This window comes from Streptomyces olindensis (assembly GCF_040645895.1).
Lineage (GTDB): Bacteria > Actinomycetota > Actinomycetes > Streptomycetales > Streptomycetaceae > Streptomyces > Streptomyces olindensis.
The window spans coordinates 1-17927 of the sequence record NZ_JBEYZD010000109.1; the positions used below are offsets into that span (position 1 = coordinate 1).

Annotated in this window: 15 protein-coding genes and 1 pseudogene; 10 read left to right on the forward strand and 6 right to left on the reverse strand. The window is 74.4% G+C overall.

Features of this window, described 5'->3' with window-relative positions; translation table 11 throughout:
• Positions 1-748: pseudogene (locus ABZ948_RS38400) on the reverse strand (apolipoprotein N-acyltransferase); the annotation flags it as partial.
• A gap of 308 nt (positions 749-1056) precedes the next feature.
• On the opposite strand from ABZ948_RS38400, the gene ABZ948_RS38405 reads away from it, so the two are divergent.
• Positions 1057-2130, forward strand: a complete 1074-nt coding sequence (locus ABZ948_RS38405; protein ID WP_359767687.1) for an O-antigen ligase family protein — start codon at positions 1057-1059, stop codon at positions 2128-2130.
• Between the two features lie 69 nt (positions 2131-2199).
• Here the strand turns inward: ABZ948_RS38405 and ABZ948_RS38410 are convergent, their stop codons facing one another.
• Positions 2200-2754, reverse strand: coding sequence for a PH domain-containing protein (locus ABZ948_RS38410; RefSeq protein WP_359767689.1), 555 nt, complete (start codon positions 2752-2754; stop codon positions 2200-2202).
• A 109-nt stretch (positions 2755-2863) separates the two neighbouring features.
• Entirely contained in the window at positions 2864-3649 is a 786-nt protein-coding gene (locus ABZ948_RS38415) for a glutamate racemase (protein WP_359767691.1), read from the reverse strand.
• A gap of 39 nt (positions 3650-3688) precedes the next feature.
• Here ABZ948_RS38415 and ABZ948_RS38420 point away from each other — a divergent pair, with 39 nt between their 5' ends.
• Positions 3689-4882 carry a glycosyltransferase gene (locus tag ABZ948_RS38420; protein ID WP_359767693.1) on the forward strand — a complete coding sequence of 398 codons (1194 nt, stop codon included), beginning with the start codon at positions 3689-3691 and terminating at the stop codon, positions 4880-4882.
• 14 nt (positions 4883-4896) lie between these two features.
• Here the strand turns inward: ABZ948_RS38420 and ABZ948_RS38425 are convergent, their stop codons facing one another.
• Positions 4897-6180: a TerD family protein gene (locus ABZ948_RS38425; protein WP_359767714.1), complete on the reverse strand. Its 1284-nt coding sequence runs from the start codon at positions 6178-6180 to the stop codon at positions 4897-4899.
• A gap of 297 nt (positions 6181-6477) precedes the next feature.
• On the opposite strand from ABZ948_RS38425, the gene ABZ948_RS38430 reads away from it, so the two are divergent.
• The 4 genes from ABZ948_RS38430 to ABZ948_RS38445 all read left to right on the forward strand — a co-directional run bounded on the left by ABZ948_RS38430 (position 6478) and on the right by ABZ948_RS38445 (position 11227).
• Complete coding sequence (locus tag ABZ948_RS38430) at positions 6478-6909, forward strand: DUF6643 family protein (protein WP_359767695.1); 432 nt, start codon at positions 6478-6480, stop codon at positions 6907-6909.
• A gap of 45 nt (positions 6910-6954) precedes the next feature.
• On the forward strand, positions 6955-7782 hold the full coding sequence (locus ABZ948_RS38435) for an MOSC domain-containing protein (RefSeq protein WP_359767697.1): 828 nt from the start codon (positions 6955-6957) through the stop codon (positions 7780-7782).
• 175 nt (positions 7783-7957) lie between these two features.
• The gene (locus ABZ948_RS38440; RefSeq protein WP_359767699.1) at positions 7958-8563 is read left to right on the forward strand and encodes an Rv1733c family protein; all 606 of its coding nucleotides are present in this window, start codon (positions 7958-7960) and stop codon (positions 8561-8563) included.
• A 228-nt stretch (positions 8564-8791) separates the two neighbouring features.
• The gene (locus tag ABZ948_RS38445) at positions 8792-11227 is read left to right on the forward strand and encodes a right-handed parallel beta-helix repeat-containing protein (protein ID WP_359767701.1); all 2436 of its coding nucleotides are present in this window, start codon (positions 8792-8794) and stop codon (positions 11225-11227) included.
• 8 nt (positions 11228-11235) lie between these two features.
• Here ABZ948_RS38445 and ABZ948_RS38450 read toward each other — a convergent pair whose 3' ends face one another.
• Complete coding sequence (locus ABZ948_RS38450) at positions 11236-13581, reverse strand: hypothetical protein (protein ID WP_359767703.1); 2346 nt, start codon at positions 13579-13581, stop codon at positions 11236-11238.
• A gap of 290 nt (positions 13582-13871) precedes the next feature.
• Between ABZ948_RS38450 and ABZ948_RS38455 the strand changes: the two genes are divergently transcribed.
• Both ABZ948_RS38455 and ABZ948_RS38460 read left to right on the forward strand, forming a co-directional pair.
• Positions 13872-14708 carry a DeoR/GlpR family DNA-binding transcription regulator gene (locus tag ABZ948_RS38455; protein ID WP_359767705.1) on the forward strand — a complete coding sequence of 279 codons (837 nt, stop codon included), beginning with the start codon at positions 13872-13874 and terminating at the stop codon, positions 14706-14708.
• 62 nt (positions 14709-14770) lie between these two features.
• Entirely contained in the window at positions 14771-15238 is a 468-nt protein-coding gene (locus ABZ948_RS38460) for an SRPBCC family protein (protein ID WP_359767707.1), read from the forward strand.
• Between the two features lie 42 nt (positions 15239-15280).
• Here ABZ948_RS38460 and cds1 read toward each other — a convergent pair whose 3' ends face one another.
• Positions 15281-16405, reverse strand: coding sequence for an L-cysteine desulfhydrase Cds1 (gene cds1, locus ABZ948_RS38465; RefSeq protein ID WP_359767709.1), 1125 nt, complete (start codon positions 16403-16405; stop codon positions 15281-15283).
• 353 nt (positions 16406-16758) lie between these two features.
• Here cds1 and ABZ948_RS38470 point away from each other — a divergent pair, with 353 nt between their 5' ends.
• Positions 16759-17082 (forward strand): hypothetical protein, encoded by a 324-nt coding sequence (locus ABZ948_RS38470; protein WP_359767711.1) that lies wholly within the window; start codon positions 16759-16761, stop codon positions 17080-17082.
• Between the two features lie 183 nt (positions 17083-17265).
• The gene (locus tag ABZ948_RS38475) at positions 17266-17808 is read left to right on the forward strand and encodes an ATP-binding protein (RefSeq protein WP_359767712.1); all 543 of its coding nucleotides are present in this window, start codon (positions 17266-17268) and stop codon (positions 17806-17808) included.
• The last annotated feature ends 119 nt before the right edge of the window (positions 17809-17927 follow it).

Here is a 17927-nt window from a genome sequence, read left to right on the forward strand (position 1 = left end):
GGGACGGGCTGTTCTGCGCCCACCCGCTGGTGCGCATGCCGCTGACCAGCGGCCGGGCCGCGACCGCAGCCACGGCGGGTACGGCCACGCTCAGCAGGCCCACGGCCGCCGCGGCGCGCCGCACCGTCCCGGTCCGCCGCCACGACACGGCCACCCGGACGACCTCGTACAGCCCGAAGCCGCACAGCACCACCGCGAAGCCCAGCACCGGGGTACCGCCGACCGCGGCGAGCGGCAGGAACGCGCCGTCCGCCTGCCCGAACGCGACCTTCCCCCAGGGGAAGCCGTGGAACGGCGCACGCGCGCGTGCCGCCTCGCCGGCGATCCACACGGCCGCCGCCCACACCGGCCACCCGGGCAGCTTCGACACGACCGCGACACCCGCGCCGACCAGCGCGATGAAGAGCGCCTCGATCGCGACCAGGGCGAGCCACGGTCCCGGCCCGACCTCCACACCGGTCCACACCAGCAGCGGCAGCAGGAAGCCCAGGCCGAAGAGGTAGCCGAGGCCGAGCCCCGCCTTCCAGCCGCGGCCGCGCAGCACCCAGCCGAAGCCGGCGAAGGCGGGCAGGGCCAGCCACCACAGGGTGCGGGGCGGGAAGCTGACGTAGAGGAGCAGGCCGGAGAGCGCGGCGGCGGCGGCCGGGAGGAGGCGCACGAGCCACCGGGCCCACGCCGCCGGTGTCCCGGACGCGATCCGCGGCTTCAGCTGGTCCGACTCGTCGACGGAGGTTGCGGTGACGGTCACTCCCGGAGTGTAAGTCGAGTGCCCTCGGCGCCGACAGCGCGGTCCACGGCGGGGGGGCGGCGACACGGCCGTGGTCGCCCGGCTGCGGCACGACAGCCCGCTTTCCCCCAGCACCCGCCCCGCTCCCGTTCCCGCCCCCGCAGCAACGTTCCTGCTCATTTCGTCACGACACATCCCCAAACCGCCCACCAGCCGTTACGGTGTGCCGAAGCCTCAGTCGTGCGGCCGGTGGCGGTCCGTGCGGCCGGGGTCTTCACGGGTCGGGGGCGACGGGGTGCGGGGGGCGGGGCGGCGTGGGTGCCACAGGGATGACGTCTGCGTCCGGGCCGGACGCGGACGGCGAGAGACGGATCGTTCTGGACGCGGCGGGCGTCGTGGTGCTGGGAGCCTGCGCCGGCTGGTCCCTGATCACGGCGGCCGTGCGTGACGGCCGGCCCGAGGGTGTGCTCCTCGCGGTGCTGGCCGTGGCGGCCGGGTACGCCGCCGGGCGGATCGGCGGGGCGCTGCTGCCGGTCGCCGCGCCCTGTGCCGGCGCGCTGGCCGGCATCGTGCTGACGGTGGCCGTTCCGCATCTCGCTCCGGGCCCGCAGATCACGGCGCCGCTGGGACATGCCGGGGCCACGGCGGCCGTGCTGACGCTGTCGGCGGGCGCCGCGTGCTGTGCCGCCTGGGCCGCTCCGACGCCGGTGGTGCGGTTCGCGCTGCGCCTGGTGGCCGCCGGGACCGCGGTGCTGGCGGCGGTGCTGGGTTCGGCCACCGGCTGCGTCGCGTGCGTGGCGGTCCTGCTGTGTTCACTGGCCGCCGGCCGCGTCCGGCGCCGCGGCGCCGCTCTCGCCGCGATGGCCACGGCCGCCGTTTCGGTGACCGGCCTGACCTGGGCGATCGCCGCGCGGGCCGTGCCCACCGGATTCGGCACCGCCCTCGAAGGGCGCCTGACGCCGCACCGCGTCCAGCTGTGGCAGGAGGCGTGGGACCTGCTGCGCGGCGACCCCGCCCTGGGGGTCGGCCCGGGCCGGTTCGGGGAGCTGAGCGCGACGTCCGCCCAGTCGCTGCTGTCCGACGGCAAGCCGCACTCGGCGCCGCTGCAGCAGGCGGCCGAGCAGGGCGTCGTCGGCGTGGCGCTGCTGGCGGCGGCCTTCGGCTGGGTGCTGTACGCGCTGTGGCGCGGCCCGCGCCCGACGCCGGTGGTGCTGACCGCGGGCGCGGCTTTGACGGTGCTCGCCGCGATCGCCGCGATCGGCAACGCGTTGAGCTTCACGGCGGTGTCGGTGGGCGCGGGGCTGCTGGCGGGCATGGCCACGGCGCGCCCGCTCGCCGACGAGCCGTCGAACCGCGCACCGGACCCGCACCCGCGGGACGCCGGCCGCACCCCCGCGTGGTGAAACGGGGGGCACCGGGGGCACGTCCGATCAGAGCCGCAGCACGCACAAGCCGTCCGGCCCCGGCATGGTTCAGTGCGCGGGAGCGCCCGGCTTTCCGGGCCGTAGCCGGGCCTTGATCACCTGTACGGCCGCCTCCGCGTCGTCCACCGTGATCGTGAAGGTGTGTCCGTCCCACAGCTCCAGCACGACGCCCTCCCCCTGGCGCACGACCACCGCGGTGCCCTTCTCGGGCCGCCACCGGTAGCCCCAGCCGCCCCAGTGGCGGGGCGTGACGTGCGAGGTGTATGTGGCGCCCGCCACATGGGAGAGCGGGATACGGCGGCGGGGCAGACCGATGTGGCCGCAGCGCACCTCGAGGTGGTCCTCGTCGACCCGCAGGGCGACGTGCACGAAGGCGAGCGTTCCGAAGAGGACCAGCAGCCCGGCGGCGATGCACCCGACGACGGCCATGATGAGCGGAGCCGTGCCGGAGGTCCACGCCGAGTCGACCGCCAGTTCGATACCGAGCGCCATGCAGGCGGCTCCGACGAGCGCGAGGAGCCACTGGACCCGGTTGGTGGCACGGCCGGTCCAGACGTCGGGATGCGTGTGGGGGGCGTTCTCGCCGGGGCGGTGGTCCCTCATGCATATGAGAGTACTCAGGTTTCGCTCCGCTGGTACCTGGTGGCGGAGCGTGACTGGGCCGGCCGGGCGTCGGGCCGTTCCCGCCGCGCCGGCGGCAGGAGGGGTACGGTCAGCCGGCCGGGGTGACCGCCTGCAGCAGCCGCCCTTCGTCGTACGCCAGGGCCGGCGCGGGCAGCGAACCCTCGCGGCCGCTCAGCAGCACGGTCAGGGTTCCGTGCGGTGTGGCTCCCGGCGCGGGCTGCTCGCCGAGCCGGCGCAGGGCCTGGGCGGCGACGGCGCCCGCCGAGCCGTGCAGGACGAGGGGCGGGCGGCCGGGGCGCTGCACGGCGGTCCGGATGCGCTCGGCGACCAGTTCGTAGTGGGTGCAGCCGAGGACGACGGTGGTCACGTCCTCGGGGGTCAGGGCGGCGGCGGCGCTCACGGCGGCGTCGATCGCCGCCTCGTCCGCGTGCTCCACGGCCTCGGCGAGACCCCAGCAGGGCACTTCGGTGACGGGCACGCCACCGGCGAAGTCCCGGATCAGGGTGCGCTGGTACGGGCTGCCGGTGGTGGCCGGGGTGGCCCAGATGGCGAGGTGGCCGCCGCCGGCCGCGGCCGGCTTGATCGCCGGGACCGTGCCGATGACCGGGAGCCCCGGTTCGAGGCGGGCGCGCAGGGCGGTGAGCGCGTGCACGGTCGCGGTGTTGCAGCCGACGATCAGGGCGTCGGGGCGGCGCCTGGCTGCCGCCTCGGCGACGGCCAGGGCGCGCTCGGTCAGGTCCTGCGGGGTGCGCGGTCCCCACGGCATGCCGTCGGGGTCCAGGGAGAGCACGAGATCGGCGTCGGGGCGCAGCCGCCGTACCGCGGCGGTGGCCGCCAGCAGACCGATTCCGGAGTCCATGAGCGCGATCTTCACCCGATCACGATAGACGATGAGCGGTCCCGGGCCGGTCCCGTGGGGCAGACTGCGCGCGTGAGCGCTCTTGTATGGACGGCCACCGGATCGCTTCTCGCCTGGCTGTGGCTGCTGCTCTGCCAGGGCTTCTTCTGGCGCACCGATGTGCGCCTGCCCCGGCGCCGGGAGCCGGACGCCTGGCCGGCCGTGTGCGTCGTCGTCCCGGCCCGCGACGAGGCGGCCGTGCTGCCCGCCGCGCTGCCGTCGCTGCTCCGGCAGGACTATCCGGGCCGGGCGGAGGTCTTCCTCGTCGACGACGGCAGTTCGGACGGCACCGGTGATCTCGCGCGGGAGCTGGCGCGCCGGCACGGCGGGCTGCCGCTGACGGTGTCCTCGCCGGGCGAGCCGCCCGCGGGGTGGACGGGCAAGCTGTGGGCCGTGCGCCACGGCATCGGCCTGGCACGCGCGCGTGGTCCCGAGTACCTGCTGCTGACCGACGCCGACATCGCGCACGCGCCGGACAGTCTGCGGGAGCTGGTGGCGGCGGCTCGTTCCGGCGGCTTCGACGTCGTCTCGCAGATGGCCCGGCTGCGGGTGGAGAGCACGTGGGAGAGGCTCGTCGTGCCGGCGTTCGTCTACTTCTTCGCGCAGCTGTACCCCTTCCGCCGGATCGGCGGGGAGGGGACGCGGACGGCGGCCGCCGCCGGTGGCTGCGTGCTGTTGCGGGCGGAGACCGCCGAGCGGGCGCGGATCCCGGACGCGATCCGGCACGCGGTGATCGACGACGTGGCGCTCGCCCGGGCCGTCAAGCGGGGCGGCGGGCGCGTCTGGCTGGGGCTGGCCGACCGGGTGGACAGCGTGCGGCCGTACCCGCGGCTGGGCGACCTGTGGCGGATGGTGTCCCGCAGCGCCTACGCCCAACTGCGGCACAGCCCCCTGCTGCTGGCCGGGACGGTCGCGGGGCTGGCGCTGGTGTATCTGGTGCCGCCCGTGGCGCTCGTGGCGGGCCTGGCCGCGGGCAGCGCGTCGGCAGCGGTCGCCGGGGGCCTCGCCTGGCTCGTGATGGCGGGGACGTACGTCCCGATGCTCCGCTACTACGGGCAGCCGCTGTGGCTCGCTCCGCTGCTGCCGTTCACCGCCTTCCTCTACCTCCTCATGACGGTCGATTCGGCCGTGCAGCACTACCGGGGGCGCGGCGCGGCCTGGAAGGGCCGCACCTACGCGCGCCCGGACGCCGTGCCCGACGAGGGCTGACCCCCGCCGGTGCGTCACTTCCTGCCGGGGGTCCAGTTCATGCCCCATCCGTAGGCCTGGTCGACGGTCCGCTGCGGGCTCACCCCGCGCTCGGGCACCAGGTAGCGGGCCTCCCGCTGGACGACCAGGTCGCCGCCGGTGTTGGTGATCAGGGCGAGCGCGCACACGGGTGAGGGGACCGTGCACTCGTCGAGGGAGAAATCGATCGGGGCGCCGTACTGCGGCTGGAGCGTGACGGTGGCGTGCAGGTCGGCGAAGGAGCGGGCGCCTTCGTAGATGGTGACGAAGACGAGGATGCGCCGGAAGGCGTTCTTGTGGTCGAGATTGACGGTGAGGTTCTCACCGGCCGCGACGGCGCCGGTGCGGTCGTCGCCGTCGAGGTGGATGTACGGCGGCTGGTGCAGCGATCCGAAGGTGTTGCCGAGGGCCTGGACGACACCCTTGCTGCCGTCGGTGAGTTCGAACAGCGCGCACAGGTCGAGGTCGAGGTCGGAGTGCAGCGCGGCCGGGCGGCCGAACTTGCTGCTCCAGCCCGAGAACTGCTTGCGCACTTCCCAGTTGAGGTTCACGTGCAGGGCGCCGGAGGTGCCGCCCTGCTTGGTGAGCGAGACGGAAGGGGCCGCCTTGGTGAGCGTGACCTTGGTGAGGCGGACGGGTGCCGGGGGTGTCGCGGGAGGTGCGGAAGGGGGCGGCGGGGCGGCGGCCTGCCGGGGCGCCGGCGGGGGCGTGTACGCCGGCGGCGCGGGTGTCGTGGGCGCGGCGGCGGGGGCCTTCTGCTGCGGCTCGTCCACGGTGATGCCGTAGTCCGTTGCCAGGCCTTCGAGTCCGCTGCTGTAGCCCTGGCCGACGGCGCGGAACTTCCAGGCTCCCTGGCGGCGGTAGAACTCGCCGAGTACGAAAGCGGTTTCGGTGGTGGCGCCCGGGTTGTCGAAACGGGCCACCGGGGTGCCCTGGGCGGCGTCCTGGACCTCGATGTACAGGCCCGGGACCTGCCCGAAGGCACCGCCGTCGGCGGAGGCGGCGAGGACGATCGTCTCGATGGCGGGCTCCACGCGCGCGAGGTCGACCAGGAGTGTGTCGGTCACGCGGCCGTCGGCGTTCCGCTTGCCCTCGTGGCGGATCGCGCCGGAGGAGTGCGCGGGCTGGTTGTAGAAGACGAAGTCCGCGTCCGAACGCACCTTTCCGCTTACCAGCAGCAAAGCGGAGGCATCGGCGTCGGGCACGCCCGGTCCGGTGCGCCAGCCCAATTCCACGCGCAGCGCCGCGGCGGGCACAGAAGTGTTTGAACCTTTCAGCATGTTCATGTCCGCCCCCATTGCGTGTCACCGCGCCAGGCCCATCCCGTCCGTCCGGACGAGTTCCGTTCGCACAACCTATTCCTCCGCGCGGCGAACTCCCATGCACGACGACCGGAAGACCGACGGCCAACCCCTGGTAACCCGCCCGGAACTCGGCCTTTACACGATCAGAACCCGGTTCCGCGCCCTATTTTGCCGAGTTCGCTCGCATTGGGGATCCCGGGTCACTGCGGACACGGAAAACAACCCTCTTATCGGTCTCCCCAACCAGCACATCGTGGGCTTAACTTATGTGCCATGACCTCCCCCCGCTCCACCTATGGCGGCGGCTACTACTCCGCCTCCTTCCCGGACACCCCGATCTACGACAAGCTCGTCGCCGAGCGGGGCACCCCGCAGATCGCCCCGATCCGGGTCCCCGCTCAGTACGACATGCCGGGCAGTAACCTGCCCGCGCTCCCGTCGGCGCTGCCCGCGCTGCCGGCCGCCCCGTCCCAGCCCGCCTACGGATATCCGCAGGCGCCGCAACCGGCCCCGCTCCAGCAGGCGCCCGCGGCGTACATCCCGCAGCAGGCCACCGCACCGCGCGGCTATCCCGGCCCCCAGCCCCAGCAGCCGCGCCCGGCCGCGCCCGGGGCGGGGTACGAGGCGATGCGCCCCGCGGCTCCCCGGCCCGCCCAGGCCCCTTACCAGGACCCGTACAACAACCAGCAGTACCGCGGTTACTGAGCCGCCGCCCCCGGGGCTGTCGGTGCCTGCTGGCACGATGGCCCCATGGGGAACGCACACCTGCACGCGATTCATGTCCATCCGGTGAAGGCGGTCCGGGGCCAGGCGCCCCGGGAAGCCGTCGTGGAGCCCTGGGGACTGGCCGGCGACCGGCGCTGGATGCTCATCGACGACGGGGGAAAGGTCGTCACGCAACGCCAGCAGCCGCGCCTCGCGCAGGCCGCCGCCGAGCTGCTGCCCGGTGGCGGTGTCCGGCTGTCCGCGCCCGGCATGGAGCCGCTGACGGTCCCCGTTCCCGGGTCGGTCGGCACGGTGCCGGTGCAGGTCTTCCGCGACAAGGTCGAGGCGGTCCCGGCCGAGGACGACTCCGCGCACGCCTGGTGCAGCACCTTCCTGGGCGTCGGCGCGCGACTGGTCTTCATGGACGATCCGGCCACGCGCCGGCCCGTCGACCCGGAGTACGCGCGGCCCGGTGACACCGTCTCCTTCGCCGACGGCTTCCCGCTGCTGCTCACCACGACGGCCTCCCTCGACGCCCTCAACACCCTGATCGCGCAGGGCGACCACGCGGACGAGGGCCCGCTCCCCATGAACCGCTTCCGGCCGAACGTGGTCGTGACGGGCACCGCCGCCTGGGCCGAGGACGACTGGTCGCGCCTCGCCGTCGGGGAGGTGACCTTCCGCGTCGCGAAGCCCTGCGGCCGGTGCGTGGTGACCACCACCGAGCAGGGCACCGGCGAGCGCGGCCGCGAGCCCCTGTACAGCCTCGGGCAGCACCGGCGGCTCGGCGGCAAGCTGGTCTTCGGTCAGAACCTGGTGCCCCTGTCCGGCGGCACGATCCGGGTCGGGGACCCGGTCACGATCCTCGAGTAGCGGATGCGGCGGGTCCCCGGCGGAGGCGGGAACCGCGCCCGCGGCCCGGGCGTTGGCCCGGTGTGAGACGTTCATGAGAGGCCCTGGGCAGAGGTGATTTCGCTCTCTCTTCGCCGGGTCCGCGCGTGGGCGGCTCCGGCGGGGGTTATCACGGAGCGGGAAGGGGGTGCAGGCGGTGCGAGCGATCAGCGGACTCTGGCGCTGGCGGCGCAACCCGCTGTGCCGCGCGACCGACCTGGCCGAGGCCTGGGTCGCCCTCGCGGCCCTGCTGCTGATCCTCCTCGTCTCCCCGGTGGCCGGATTCCTCGTCGGGGGCACCGCCCAGGACGCCCTGCAGCGCTCCGTCCGGGAGCAGCACGAGGCGCGGCATCAGGTGACGGCCAGCGTGGTCCGCAAGCTGAACCCGTCGCCGCTGGACGCCGATCCGGAGACCTCCACCGGCCGGGATCTGCGCAACCGCGTCCTCGCCGACTGGACCGCGCCGGACGGCACGCGGCGCCAGGGCCCGGTCCTGGCGAGCCTCAAGGACCCGCGGCAGGGCGACGAGTTCCGGATATGGACCGACCGGCAAGGCCGGCTGGTGGCCCGGCCCCTGGACGCCGCGACGGCGTCGACGCACGCGGTCCTCGCCGGCTTCGGCGCGGCCCTGGCGGTCGGCGGGCTCATGGAGGGCGGCAGACGGCTGATCGTCTGGCGCATGGTCCGCGCCCGGTACGCCCGTTGGGGCCAGGCATGGGACAAGGCGGGCCCGGACTGGGGCAGGACGGGCACCGGCAGCTGACAGCCTTCCGGCTCTGGTCAACCCACCACCCGCGCGCACGCTACGGTGGTCCGGCCGAACCGTTCGGCACAACCCGCGCGCGAGCGAGCAGGAGGGACGCGCCGGGTGTCGATGCCGCGTGCGCGCGCAGGCCCCGGGGCCTGGCACGGCAGCGGCCCCGGCACCGGCCGCGGCGTCCCGAGGGCGGACGAGCCATCAGTACGACCGAGGTGGGGGCACAGCTACACCATGGCACAGGGCACGGTCCAGGTGACGCACACCGGCACGTCGCGGTGGCGGCGCCGCACGGGTGAGTACGCATCGCTCGCCGCCGCCCTGGAGGCCGCGGCCGACGGAGACGTCCTCACCGTCGCCCCCGGCACCTACCGGGAGAACCTCGTGGTGCAGCGCGCGGTGACCCTGCGCGGTCCCGAGGGCTCCCCCGGCTCCGTGCGGATCGCGCCCGTGGACGGGGTGCCGCTGACCGTGCGCGCCTCGGCGGTGGTCCAGGACCTGCACGTGGAGGGCCAGGACGCGGCCGCCCCGGCCGTGCTGGTGGAGGAGGGCACCCCGGAGCTGCGGGACGTGCGCGTCGTGACGCGGTCGGCGGCCGGGATCGAGGTGCGCGGCAGCGCCCGCCCGACGGTCCGGCGCTGCGCGGTCGACAACCCGGCGGGCATCGGCATCGCCGTACTGGACGGCGCGGGCGGGGTGTTCGAGGAGTGCGAGGTCGTCGCGGCCGGCCAGGCGGGCGTGGCGGTGCGCGGCGGCGCCCACCCCCGTCTGGAGCGCTGCCGGGTGCACCACACCTCGGGATCGGGCCTGTCGGCGACCGGGGAGAACTCCGCGCTGGAGGCCGTGGGCTGCGAGGTCTACGAGGTGCGCGGCAGCGGGGTGCAGATCACCGGCCGGGCCACGGCGCACCTCACCGACTGCGATGTGCACCGCACGACCGCCGACGGGGTCACGCTCGACACGGACGCCGTGCTGACGCTCGCCGACTGCCGCATCCACGACATCCCGGAGAACGCGGTCGACCTTCGCTCGCGTTCCGTCCTCACGCTGACCCGCACCACGGTGCGGCAGTTCGGCCGCAACGGCCTGTCGGTGTGGGACCCGGGCACGCGCGTGGACGCCAACCAGTGCGAGATCTTCGACAGCACGGGCGACTACCCCGCGGTGTGGGTCAGCGACGGCGCCACGGCCGTCCTGGACTCGTGCCGGGTGCACGACGTGCCGGACGCACTGTTCGTACTCGACCGGGGCTCGCGCGCGGACGTCGTGGACAGCGACCTGTCGCAGGTGCGCAACACGGCCGTGTCGGTGAGCGACGGCGCGACGGCGCAGCTCGACGACTGCCGCATCCGGGACGCCGCGACGGGCGCCTGGTTCCGCGACCACGGCAGCGGAGGCACCCTCAGCAACTGCACGCTGGACGGCACCCAGACCGGCGTGATCGTCACCAAGGGCGCCGACCCCACCGTGGAGCGCTGCACGGTCGACTCCCCGGCGGAGGCCGGCGTCTACGTGTCGGCCGGGGGCCGCGGCAGCTTCCTGAACTGCCGGGTGACGGGCAGCGGCGGCTACGGCTTCCACGTGATCGACGGCAGCCGTACGACGCTCAGGAAGTGCCGCACGGAGCGGTGCGCGCGCGGGGGTTACGAGTTCGCGGACAGCGGCGCGGACGCCGCGTCCGGGGCGGGCCCCCTCGTCGAGGACTGCACCAGCGACGAGAGCGCGGGGCTGCGGGCGCCCGCGGCACGGGAGACGGCCGTGCAGACGGTGAGCCACTCCCCCGGCCTGCTGGGCGCGGTTCCGGAGCAGCGCACCGAACCGCCGGCCCCCGCCCCGGTCGCGGAGCCCGCGCAGCCGGTCCGCACCTCCAAGGACGTCCTCGGAGAGCTGGACGCCCTGGTGGGTCTGGAGAGCGTCAAGCGCGAGGTGCGCGCCCTCACGGACATGATCGAGGTCGGCCGGCGCCGGCAGCGAGCCGGGCTGAAGGCGGCGTCGGTCAAGCGGCACCTGGTCTTCACCGGCTCCCCGGGCACCGGCAAGACGACGGTCGCGCGCCTGTACGGCGAGATCCTCGCCTCCCTGGGTGTGCTGGAGAAGGGCCACCTGGTCGAGGTGTCCCGGGTCGACCTGGTCGGCGAACACATCGGCTCGACGGCGATCCGCACGCAGGAGGCGTTCGAGAAGGCGCGCGGCGGCGTGCTGTTCATCGACGAGGCGTACGCGCTGTCCCCCGAGGACGCGGGCCGCGACTTCGGCAAGGAGGCCATCGACACGCTGGTGAAGCTGATGGAGGACCACCGCGACGCGGTCGTGGTGATCGTCGCGGGCTACACGGCCGAGATGGAGCGCTTCCTGTCGGTCAACCCGGGCGTGGCGTCCCGTTTCTCACGGACCATCACCTTCAGCGACTACGGCCCCGAGGATCTGCTGCGGATCGTGGAGCAGCAGGCCGAGGAGCACGAGTACCGGCTGGCGCCGGGCGCGCCGGAGGCCCTGCGGACGTACTTCACGGAGCTTCCCAAGGGCCCGGCGTTCGGCAACGGCCGTACCGCGCGGCAGACCTTCGAGGCGATGGTGGAGCGGCACGCGAGCCGGGTCGCCCAGCTCGCCGAGCCGAGCACCGACGATCTGACGCTGCTGTACGCCGAGGACCTGCCCGAGCTGCTCTGAGGATCCGCCTACGCCGCGGGCGGTTCGGGCGTGTCCCGGGGTGCGGGCACCCCGGGCCGCAGCCGGGCCAGCAGCATGCGGCGTTCCTCGGCGAAGACCGGGTCGGCCTGGTAGTCGGAGTGTCCGAGGATCGGCGCGGGCAGCGGCAGCAGGTCGGTGCGGCCGTAGGCGAGGGGGTCCTTCAGGGGCGGGTGGTCGACCTGGGGGCCGCGGTCGCCGGGCAGGCGCATCGGGCCGCCGATGGGGTCGGTGCGCCGGTACAGGTTGCGCCAGCAGTCGACGTCCCGGTGCAGGGAGCTGAGCGCGGCGGGTCCGAAGTGCGCGGGGAACCAGCGGCCGTAGAGGCGCTCCAGCGGTGAGCCGTAGGTCAGCAGCGCGACGCGCTTGCGGGCGGACGGGGCGAGTTGCCAGGCGGCCGCGGCGGCGAGCACGCTGCCCTGGGAGTGCCCGGAGATGACCAGGCGTCCGCCGGTGACCCGGGTCCAGGTCGCCATCCGCCAGGTCAGGTCGGGCACGGCGCGCTCGGCGTAGCAGGGCGGGGCGAAGGGGTGGGCCGCGCGCGGCCAGAAGGTGCCGACGTCCCACAGGATGCCGATGGTGCGGCGCGCGGCGGGGTCCTTGTAGGCGCGCCGGCCCCAGGTGACGAAGAGTATGAAGCCGAGGCCGATCAGCCAGGAGCCGAGGGCCTGGGCGGTCTCCGCGGCACCGTGCACGACGGGGTAGGTGCCGTGCGCGGCCTCGCCGGGTGTCTCGTCGGTGGTCAGGGCGCCGACGAGGGCTCCGGCGCCGAGCAGCAGGGTGACGCCGGAGGTGACGGCGACGATGCGGGGTCCTCGGTCGGTGAGGGCGGCCATGGCGCGGGTGTAGGCGATGCGGCGGGTGCGGGCGGGGTCCATGGCTTCGTCCGGGTAGTCGTGTGCGACGGCGTCGCGTTCGGCGCGGGCGAGCTGCCAGGCGCGGTGGGCCAGCCAGGCGACGAGCCCCAGCAGCACGACGAGCAGCGGCGGGATCACGGACGCCTGCCAGGTCAGCAGGACCGGCGGGCCCGCGATCGACGCGCCCGTGCCGTCCAGCCAGTCGGACACCCGCTGCGACACGCCGCCGGACATCACCCCGCCCAGAGCGCAGCCCAGCATCGCCACGGCCGGTCCGCCCAGGCCGCGCAGCACGGCCCGCCGGTCGGGATCGGTGCGGTGCAGGGCGTGGGCGACGACGGCGAGGACGATCACGAGCAGGCCCTGCGCCAGGGCGAGGCCGCCGAAGGCCGCGTCGCCCGGCAGCCGCCCGGACGACTCCCAGCCGGGCCGCTCCCACCCGGCGTAGAGCAGGGCGAGGGCGAGCAGGACGAGGGCGGCGAGCGGCAGGCGCCGTACGAAACGCTCGTCGAGTTCCCGGTCCAGGCGCTTCTCGCTGCGGCCCCGGCGGCACACCACCCAGACCACGGCGACGGCGCAGGCGGCGAGGGCCGCTTCCAGGGCCAGGCCGAGGGTGTTCAGTACGGCGGGGCCGCCGGGCTCGCGGTCGTGGCGGGCGGCGGCGCTGCCGACGGCGGCGGCGACCGTCAGCAGGCCGGCGGCGGTGTGCGCGGCGCGCAGCCGGGCCACCAGCCGGCGTCCGTACCAGAAGCCGGGCCGGCCGAGGGCGGTCGGTCCGGGGACCTCGTCGGGCTCGGGGTCGCGGGCGATCGGCTGCTGGGACTCGTAGTCGCTCCACGTGCGCCGGGACAGGTACCACAGCAGGACGGTCAGCGCGGTGGGGACGAGGGAGGCGAGGGCGAGTCTGCGGCCGGGGCTGCTCCACCAGCCGCCGTCCGAGACGGTGGGTGAGAGGAAGCCCAGCCAGGAGTGGCGGTCGGCGCAGGTGGGTGTGCCCGCGCACTGCCAGGCAGCCAGGTCGAGGGCGACCTCGCAGGCCGCGGCGACGAGCAGCACGGTCAGGGTGAGCCCGGCGAGCCGCACCAGGAGGCCGTACAGGCGTACGGCGCGGCGGCGGCCGTGGGCGCTGGGGCGCATCCAGTGGGCGAGGTTGACGACCATGAACGGCAGGAGCAGCAGCCACAGGGCGCGGGTGCCGTTGCCGGAGGTGAGGTTGCACCAGACGTAGGCCTCGGGCACCGGCCCGTCCCGGCGGTGGGCGTCGGGGCTGTTCTCCGCGTCGACGTCGTCGGCGCGCCGGAAGACGGCCGCGATGCCGTCGCCGGTGATCCGCTCCGTCCGCGGGTCGTTGAGCATCTCCTGCGGCGTGGTGCCGCCCACGCCGTGGACCAGGAGTTCCAGGGCGGTCCCGGTCTCGCCGGGCCGCGTGGCGGGACCGTCCGGTCCGCCGGTCGAGGCATGTTCCTGCGCACGTTCCACTGATTCGCACTTCCCCCGTGACACGCCGTCGGCTCTGTCCGTGCGGGCACAAGGATCTCCACTTCCGCGCCGCCGCACACCTCCCGTCACGGAATCTTCCCGATCCGTGATGCTGCCGGGCGACGGGTGAGCCCTGAGTGGCATGTGAGCGACGAGCGGTCGATGGCGCCGTCCGCCCCGCGACATGCAAGGATGGGACGTCCGCGCACCGGAGCCGGGAGGAATGTCCTGGTTGGGGCGGTTGCGCAGGGCGTGTCGGACGGCATTGAGGCGAAAGGACCGGAGCGTACGTGAGCGAGAATCAGAACCTCCTCGCGGAGCAGCGGCGATCCCTGATCCTCGACGAGGTCCGCCGCCGGGGCGGAGTGCGGGTCAACGAGCTGACCCGCAAGCTCGGCGTGTCGGACATGACGGTCCGCCGCGACCTCGACGCGCTCGCCCGCCAGGGCGTGCTGGAGAAGGTGCACGGCGGCGCGGTCCCGGTGGTCGAGGCGAGTACGCACGAACCGGGCTTCGAGGCCAAGTCGGGCCTGGAGCTCACCGCCAAGGAGGACATCGCGCGGGCCGCGGCCAAGCTGGTCGCGCCGGGCGCGGCGATCGCCCTGTCGGGCGGTACGACGACGTACGCGCTGGCGCACCAGCTGCTGGACGTCCCTGATCTCACGGTGGTCACCAACTCGGTGCGGGTGGCCGACGTCTTCCACGCGGCGCAGCGCACCTCGGGCCCGCGGCAGGGCGCGGCCACGGTCGTGCTGACCGGCGGGGTGCGCACGCCCTCCGACTCGCTGGTGGGGCCGGTGGCCGACCAGGCGATCGCGGCGCTCCACTTCGACCTGCTGTTCCTCGGCGTGCACGGCATATCGGTCGAGGCCGGCCTGTCGACGCCGAACCTGGCGGAGGCCGAGACGAACCGGCGGCTCGTGCAGTCGGCGCGGCGCGTGGTGGTGGTCGCCGACCACACCAAGTGGGGCAAGGTGGGGCTGAGTTCGTTCGCCTCGCTGGAGCGGATCGACACGCTCGTGACGGACGCCGGTCTGCCCGAGGAGGCGCGCGGGGTGGTCGCCGAGCATCTGCGGCGGCTGGTCGTGGCCGGGGAGCCCGAGCCCGAGGAGGGTGAAGACATCTGACGGGCCGCCAGCTAGGGTGACGCTGCCGTCATCGCCCGTTTCCGTCAGGGAGGGCAGCGCCCATGGCTCACCGTCTGCGCCCGGTCGGTCTCGACTTCGTCGGGACCGCGCCCGTGCGGCACGTCTTCACCCGGGAGATGCCGGTTCCGCCGGAGGCGCTCTACCGCGCCTTGGCGGACGTGCCCGGCTGGGCCGACTGGTTCCCCCAGGTGAAGACCGCGCGGGCGGTCGACGCCGGCGCGGGGCGCGACATCACCCTCAGCGGGGGCGTGCGGTTCCGCGAGACGGTCCTCGCCGCGGAGGAGCCCGAGGTGTACGCCTACCGCGTCGATGTCACCAACGCGCCCGGGGTGCGGGCGATCGTCGAGGAGTGGCGGCTCACGCCGGCCGGCGGCGGCACCCGGCTGCGGTGGACCTTCGCGACGGACGGGACGGCTGCGTACCGGCTGTTCATGAAGGCGTTCCGGGCGGGGCAGGCGCGCGCGTTCCGGGACGCCGTGACGGCGCTGGAGCGGCGGCTCAAGGCCTGAGGCCGGGGCTGCGGCGGCGGCCGAAGGCCGGGCTTCTGGGGCTCAGTCGGGCCAGACGCCCGTCTCCAGCAGGGAGTCGATCGCGGCGGTGTAGGGCTCGATGTCCAGCCCCTGGGCGGCCAGCCACGTATCCGAGTAGTACTTGTCGAGGTACCGGTCCCCCGGGTCGCACAGCAGGGTCACGACACTGCCCTGCCGCCCCTCGGCCACCATCTCCGCCACGATCTTCAGCGCGCTCCACAGACCCGTTCCGGTCGAGCCGCCCGCCTTGCGGCCGATGGCGCGCTCCAGGGCCCGTACGGCGGCGACGCTGGCCGCGTCGGGCACCTTCATCATCCGGTCGATCGCGCCGGGTACGAAGCTCGGTTCCATGCGGGGCCGGCCGATGCCCTCGATCCGGGAGCCGCAGTCGCAGGTGACGTCCGGGTCGCCGGTGGTCCAGCCGTCGAAGAAGCACGAGTTCTCGGGGTCCGCCACGCAGACGCGGGTGTCGTACTGCATGTAGTGGACGTAGCGCGCGAGGGTCGCGGAGGTGCCGCCGGTGCCCGCCGTGGCGACGATCCACGCGGGCTCGGGGAACCGCTCCAGGCGCAGCTGGCGGAAGATGGACTCGGCGATGTTGTTGTTCCCGCGCCAGTCCGTGGCCCGTTCGGCGTAGGTGAACTGGTCCATGTAGTGGCCGCCGGTCTCGGCCGCGAGCCGGGCGGACTCCTCGTACATCGTCCGCGGGTCGTCCACGAAGTGGCAGCGGCCGGAGTGGAACTCGATGAGGCGGATCTTCTCGGCGCTCGTGGTGCGCGGCATGACGGCGATGAACGGCACGCCGATCAGCTTCGCGAAGTACGCCTCGGAGACGGCCGTCGAGCCGCTGGAGGCCTCGATCACCGGTCTGTCCGGCCGGATCCAGCCGTTGCACAGGCCGTAGAGGAAGAGGGAGCGGGCGAGGCGGTGCTTGAGGCTGCCGGTGGGGTGCGTCGACTCGTCCTTCAGGTACAGGTCGATGCCCCAGCGCTCCGGCAGGGGGAACTGGAGCAGGTGCGTGTCCGCCGAGCGGTTGGCGTCGGCCTGGACCCTGCGGACCGCTTCTTTCAGCCACGCGCGGTATCCGGTGTCACTGTGGTCGACGTCGAGGGTCACGCCGGTCCGGGTCTGCTGGGGAGTGCTCACGAGGGGGGCTCCTAACGCTGCGCGCCGACGACGGGGCGCGCGGCCGGCACCCCCGATCATAAGCACCCGGCGCACGCTTCTCACCTGCATAAACGCATCTTTGAGCCCCCCAAAGCGCCCCCTGGGGCAGAGGCCGGGGCAAGGGGGCGCGCGGTCCCCGGGGCGCATTCGCGTGTGTGCTGCGGGCGCCCCCCGGCGAGGGGGCCGCACGGACTGGTGCTCGACGCCGGGCGGGGGCAGACTGCACCGCGGGACCGGGCCTCGGGACGGGGCAGACTGGGTCAGGACACGAGCCCGTACCGGCACCGCGCGGGGCGGGCCGGTACACCGACGCGCACAAGGGGGCGGGTGGCATGGCGGAGCCGGAGTTCAGGGCCACGGGCGTGCGGATCGGGAAGCGGCTGCGTTCGCTCACCCGGGCCGGCCAGGTCCGGATCAGCGACGGCCGGCTCGAGCTGCTGACCAGTTACGGCAGTGAGATCGACAGCGCGCCGGTGCAGGCCGTGCGCGCCTCCAGGCCCTGGTTCGGCCCCGATGACCGGGCCACGGCGGACCTCAACGGCAAGCGGTACCTGCTCACCCTGGGCGATCACGACCCCGCCCCGGGCGAGCCGGGCCCGCCGGCCGCGCGGCGCTTCATCGAGGCCGTGCGCCGGGCGGCGGGGCGCGGCGACTGAGATGTCCGCGAGTTGCGGTACCCCACCCCCTGCGTCACTCTGGTCTCACGTCACTCTGGGTTTACCGGCGATAACGCTGCGAACCAGCCCGCCGGCCACGACAGCGGGCGGCAGTGTCACGAAGGCGCCCTGCTGGATCCGAACTCCGTGTTCTTCCGGACCTCACGTCGGGGAGTCGCAGCCGTGATCAGCTACCCAAGCAGGCACTGCACGGTGGAGCTCCAAGCCCTGCCGTCGCGGATCGGCCAGGTCCGCAGAATCGTCTCTGCGCAGTTGCGCTACTGGCATCTGGACGCCCTGATCGACCGGGCCTCGCTCGGTGTGACGGAGCTGCTGTCCAACGTCCACCGGCACGCCCAGCCCGACAAGACCTGCACCGTGGAGATAGAGCTGCTGCTCGACCGGCTCACGGTCTCGGTGCGTGACCACGATCCGCGGATGCCCGTGGTGGAGGACCCCCAGGACATCGCGCCGCTGGCGACCTGCGGTCGCGGGCTCGCGATGGTGGCGGCCATGAGCGAGAGCTGGGGCGTCCGGCCGGACGGCGAGTCCGGCAAGGTCGTGTGGTTCACGCTGCCGACGTCCTCCCCCGCGGTGGCGGCGCCGTCGCGCCGGTCGCGGCGCGCGGTCCAGGAGAAGCCCGCGCGCCGGTTCGCCGAGGTGGGGCACTCCGCCGACGGGCTCCGGTCCGACCATGCTCCCGCCCGGTCCGCCGTTGCCGGTTGACCGGGCGGTGACCACCCGTCGCACGGCGGGGGGCCCCCGGGGGGTGGGCCCCGCGGCGCGCCCCCGGCCCGGGGGGGGGGGGCGCCGCGCCCCCCCACGTCCGCCTCCCCCGCCGCCAG

Coding starts and splice junctions, on each gene's coding strand:
- ABZ948_RS38405 (WP_359767687.1), top strand. CDS start 1,057: ATGACGTCTGCGTCCGGGCCGGACGCGGACGGCGAGAGACGGATCGTT.
- ABZ948_RS38410 (WP_359767689.1), bottom strand. CDS start 2,754: ATGAGGGACCACCGCCCCGGCGAGAACGCCCCCCACACGCATCCCGAC.
- ABZ948_RS38425 (WP_359767714.1), bottom strand. CDS start 6,180: ATGCTGAAAGGTTCAAACACTTCTGTGCCCGCCGCGGCGCTGCGCGTG.
- ABZ948_RS38430 (WP_359767695.1), top strand. CDS start 6,478: ATGACCTCCCCCCGCTCCACCTATGGCGGCGGCTACTACTCCGCCTCC.
- ABZ948_RS38435 (WP_359767697.1), top strand. CDS start 6,955: ATGGGGAACGCACACCTGCACGCGATTCATGTCCATCCGGTGAAGGCG.
- ABZ948_RS38445 (WP_359767701.1), top strand. CDS start 8,792: ATGGCACAGGGCACGGTCCAGGTGACGCACACCGGCACGTCGCGGTGG.
- ABZ948_RS38460 (WP_359767707.1), top strand. CDS start 14,771: ATGGCTCACCGTCTGCGCCCGGTCGGTCTCGACTTCGTCGGGACCGCG.
- ABZ948_RS38470 (WP_359767711.1), top strand. CDS start 16,759: ATGGCGGAGCCGGAGTTCAGGGCCACGGGCGTGCGGATCGGGAAGCGG.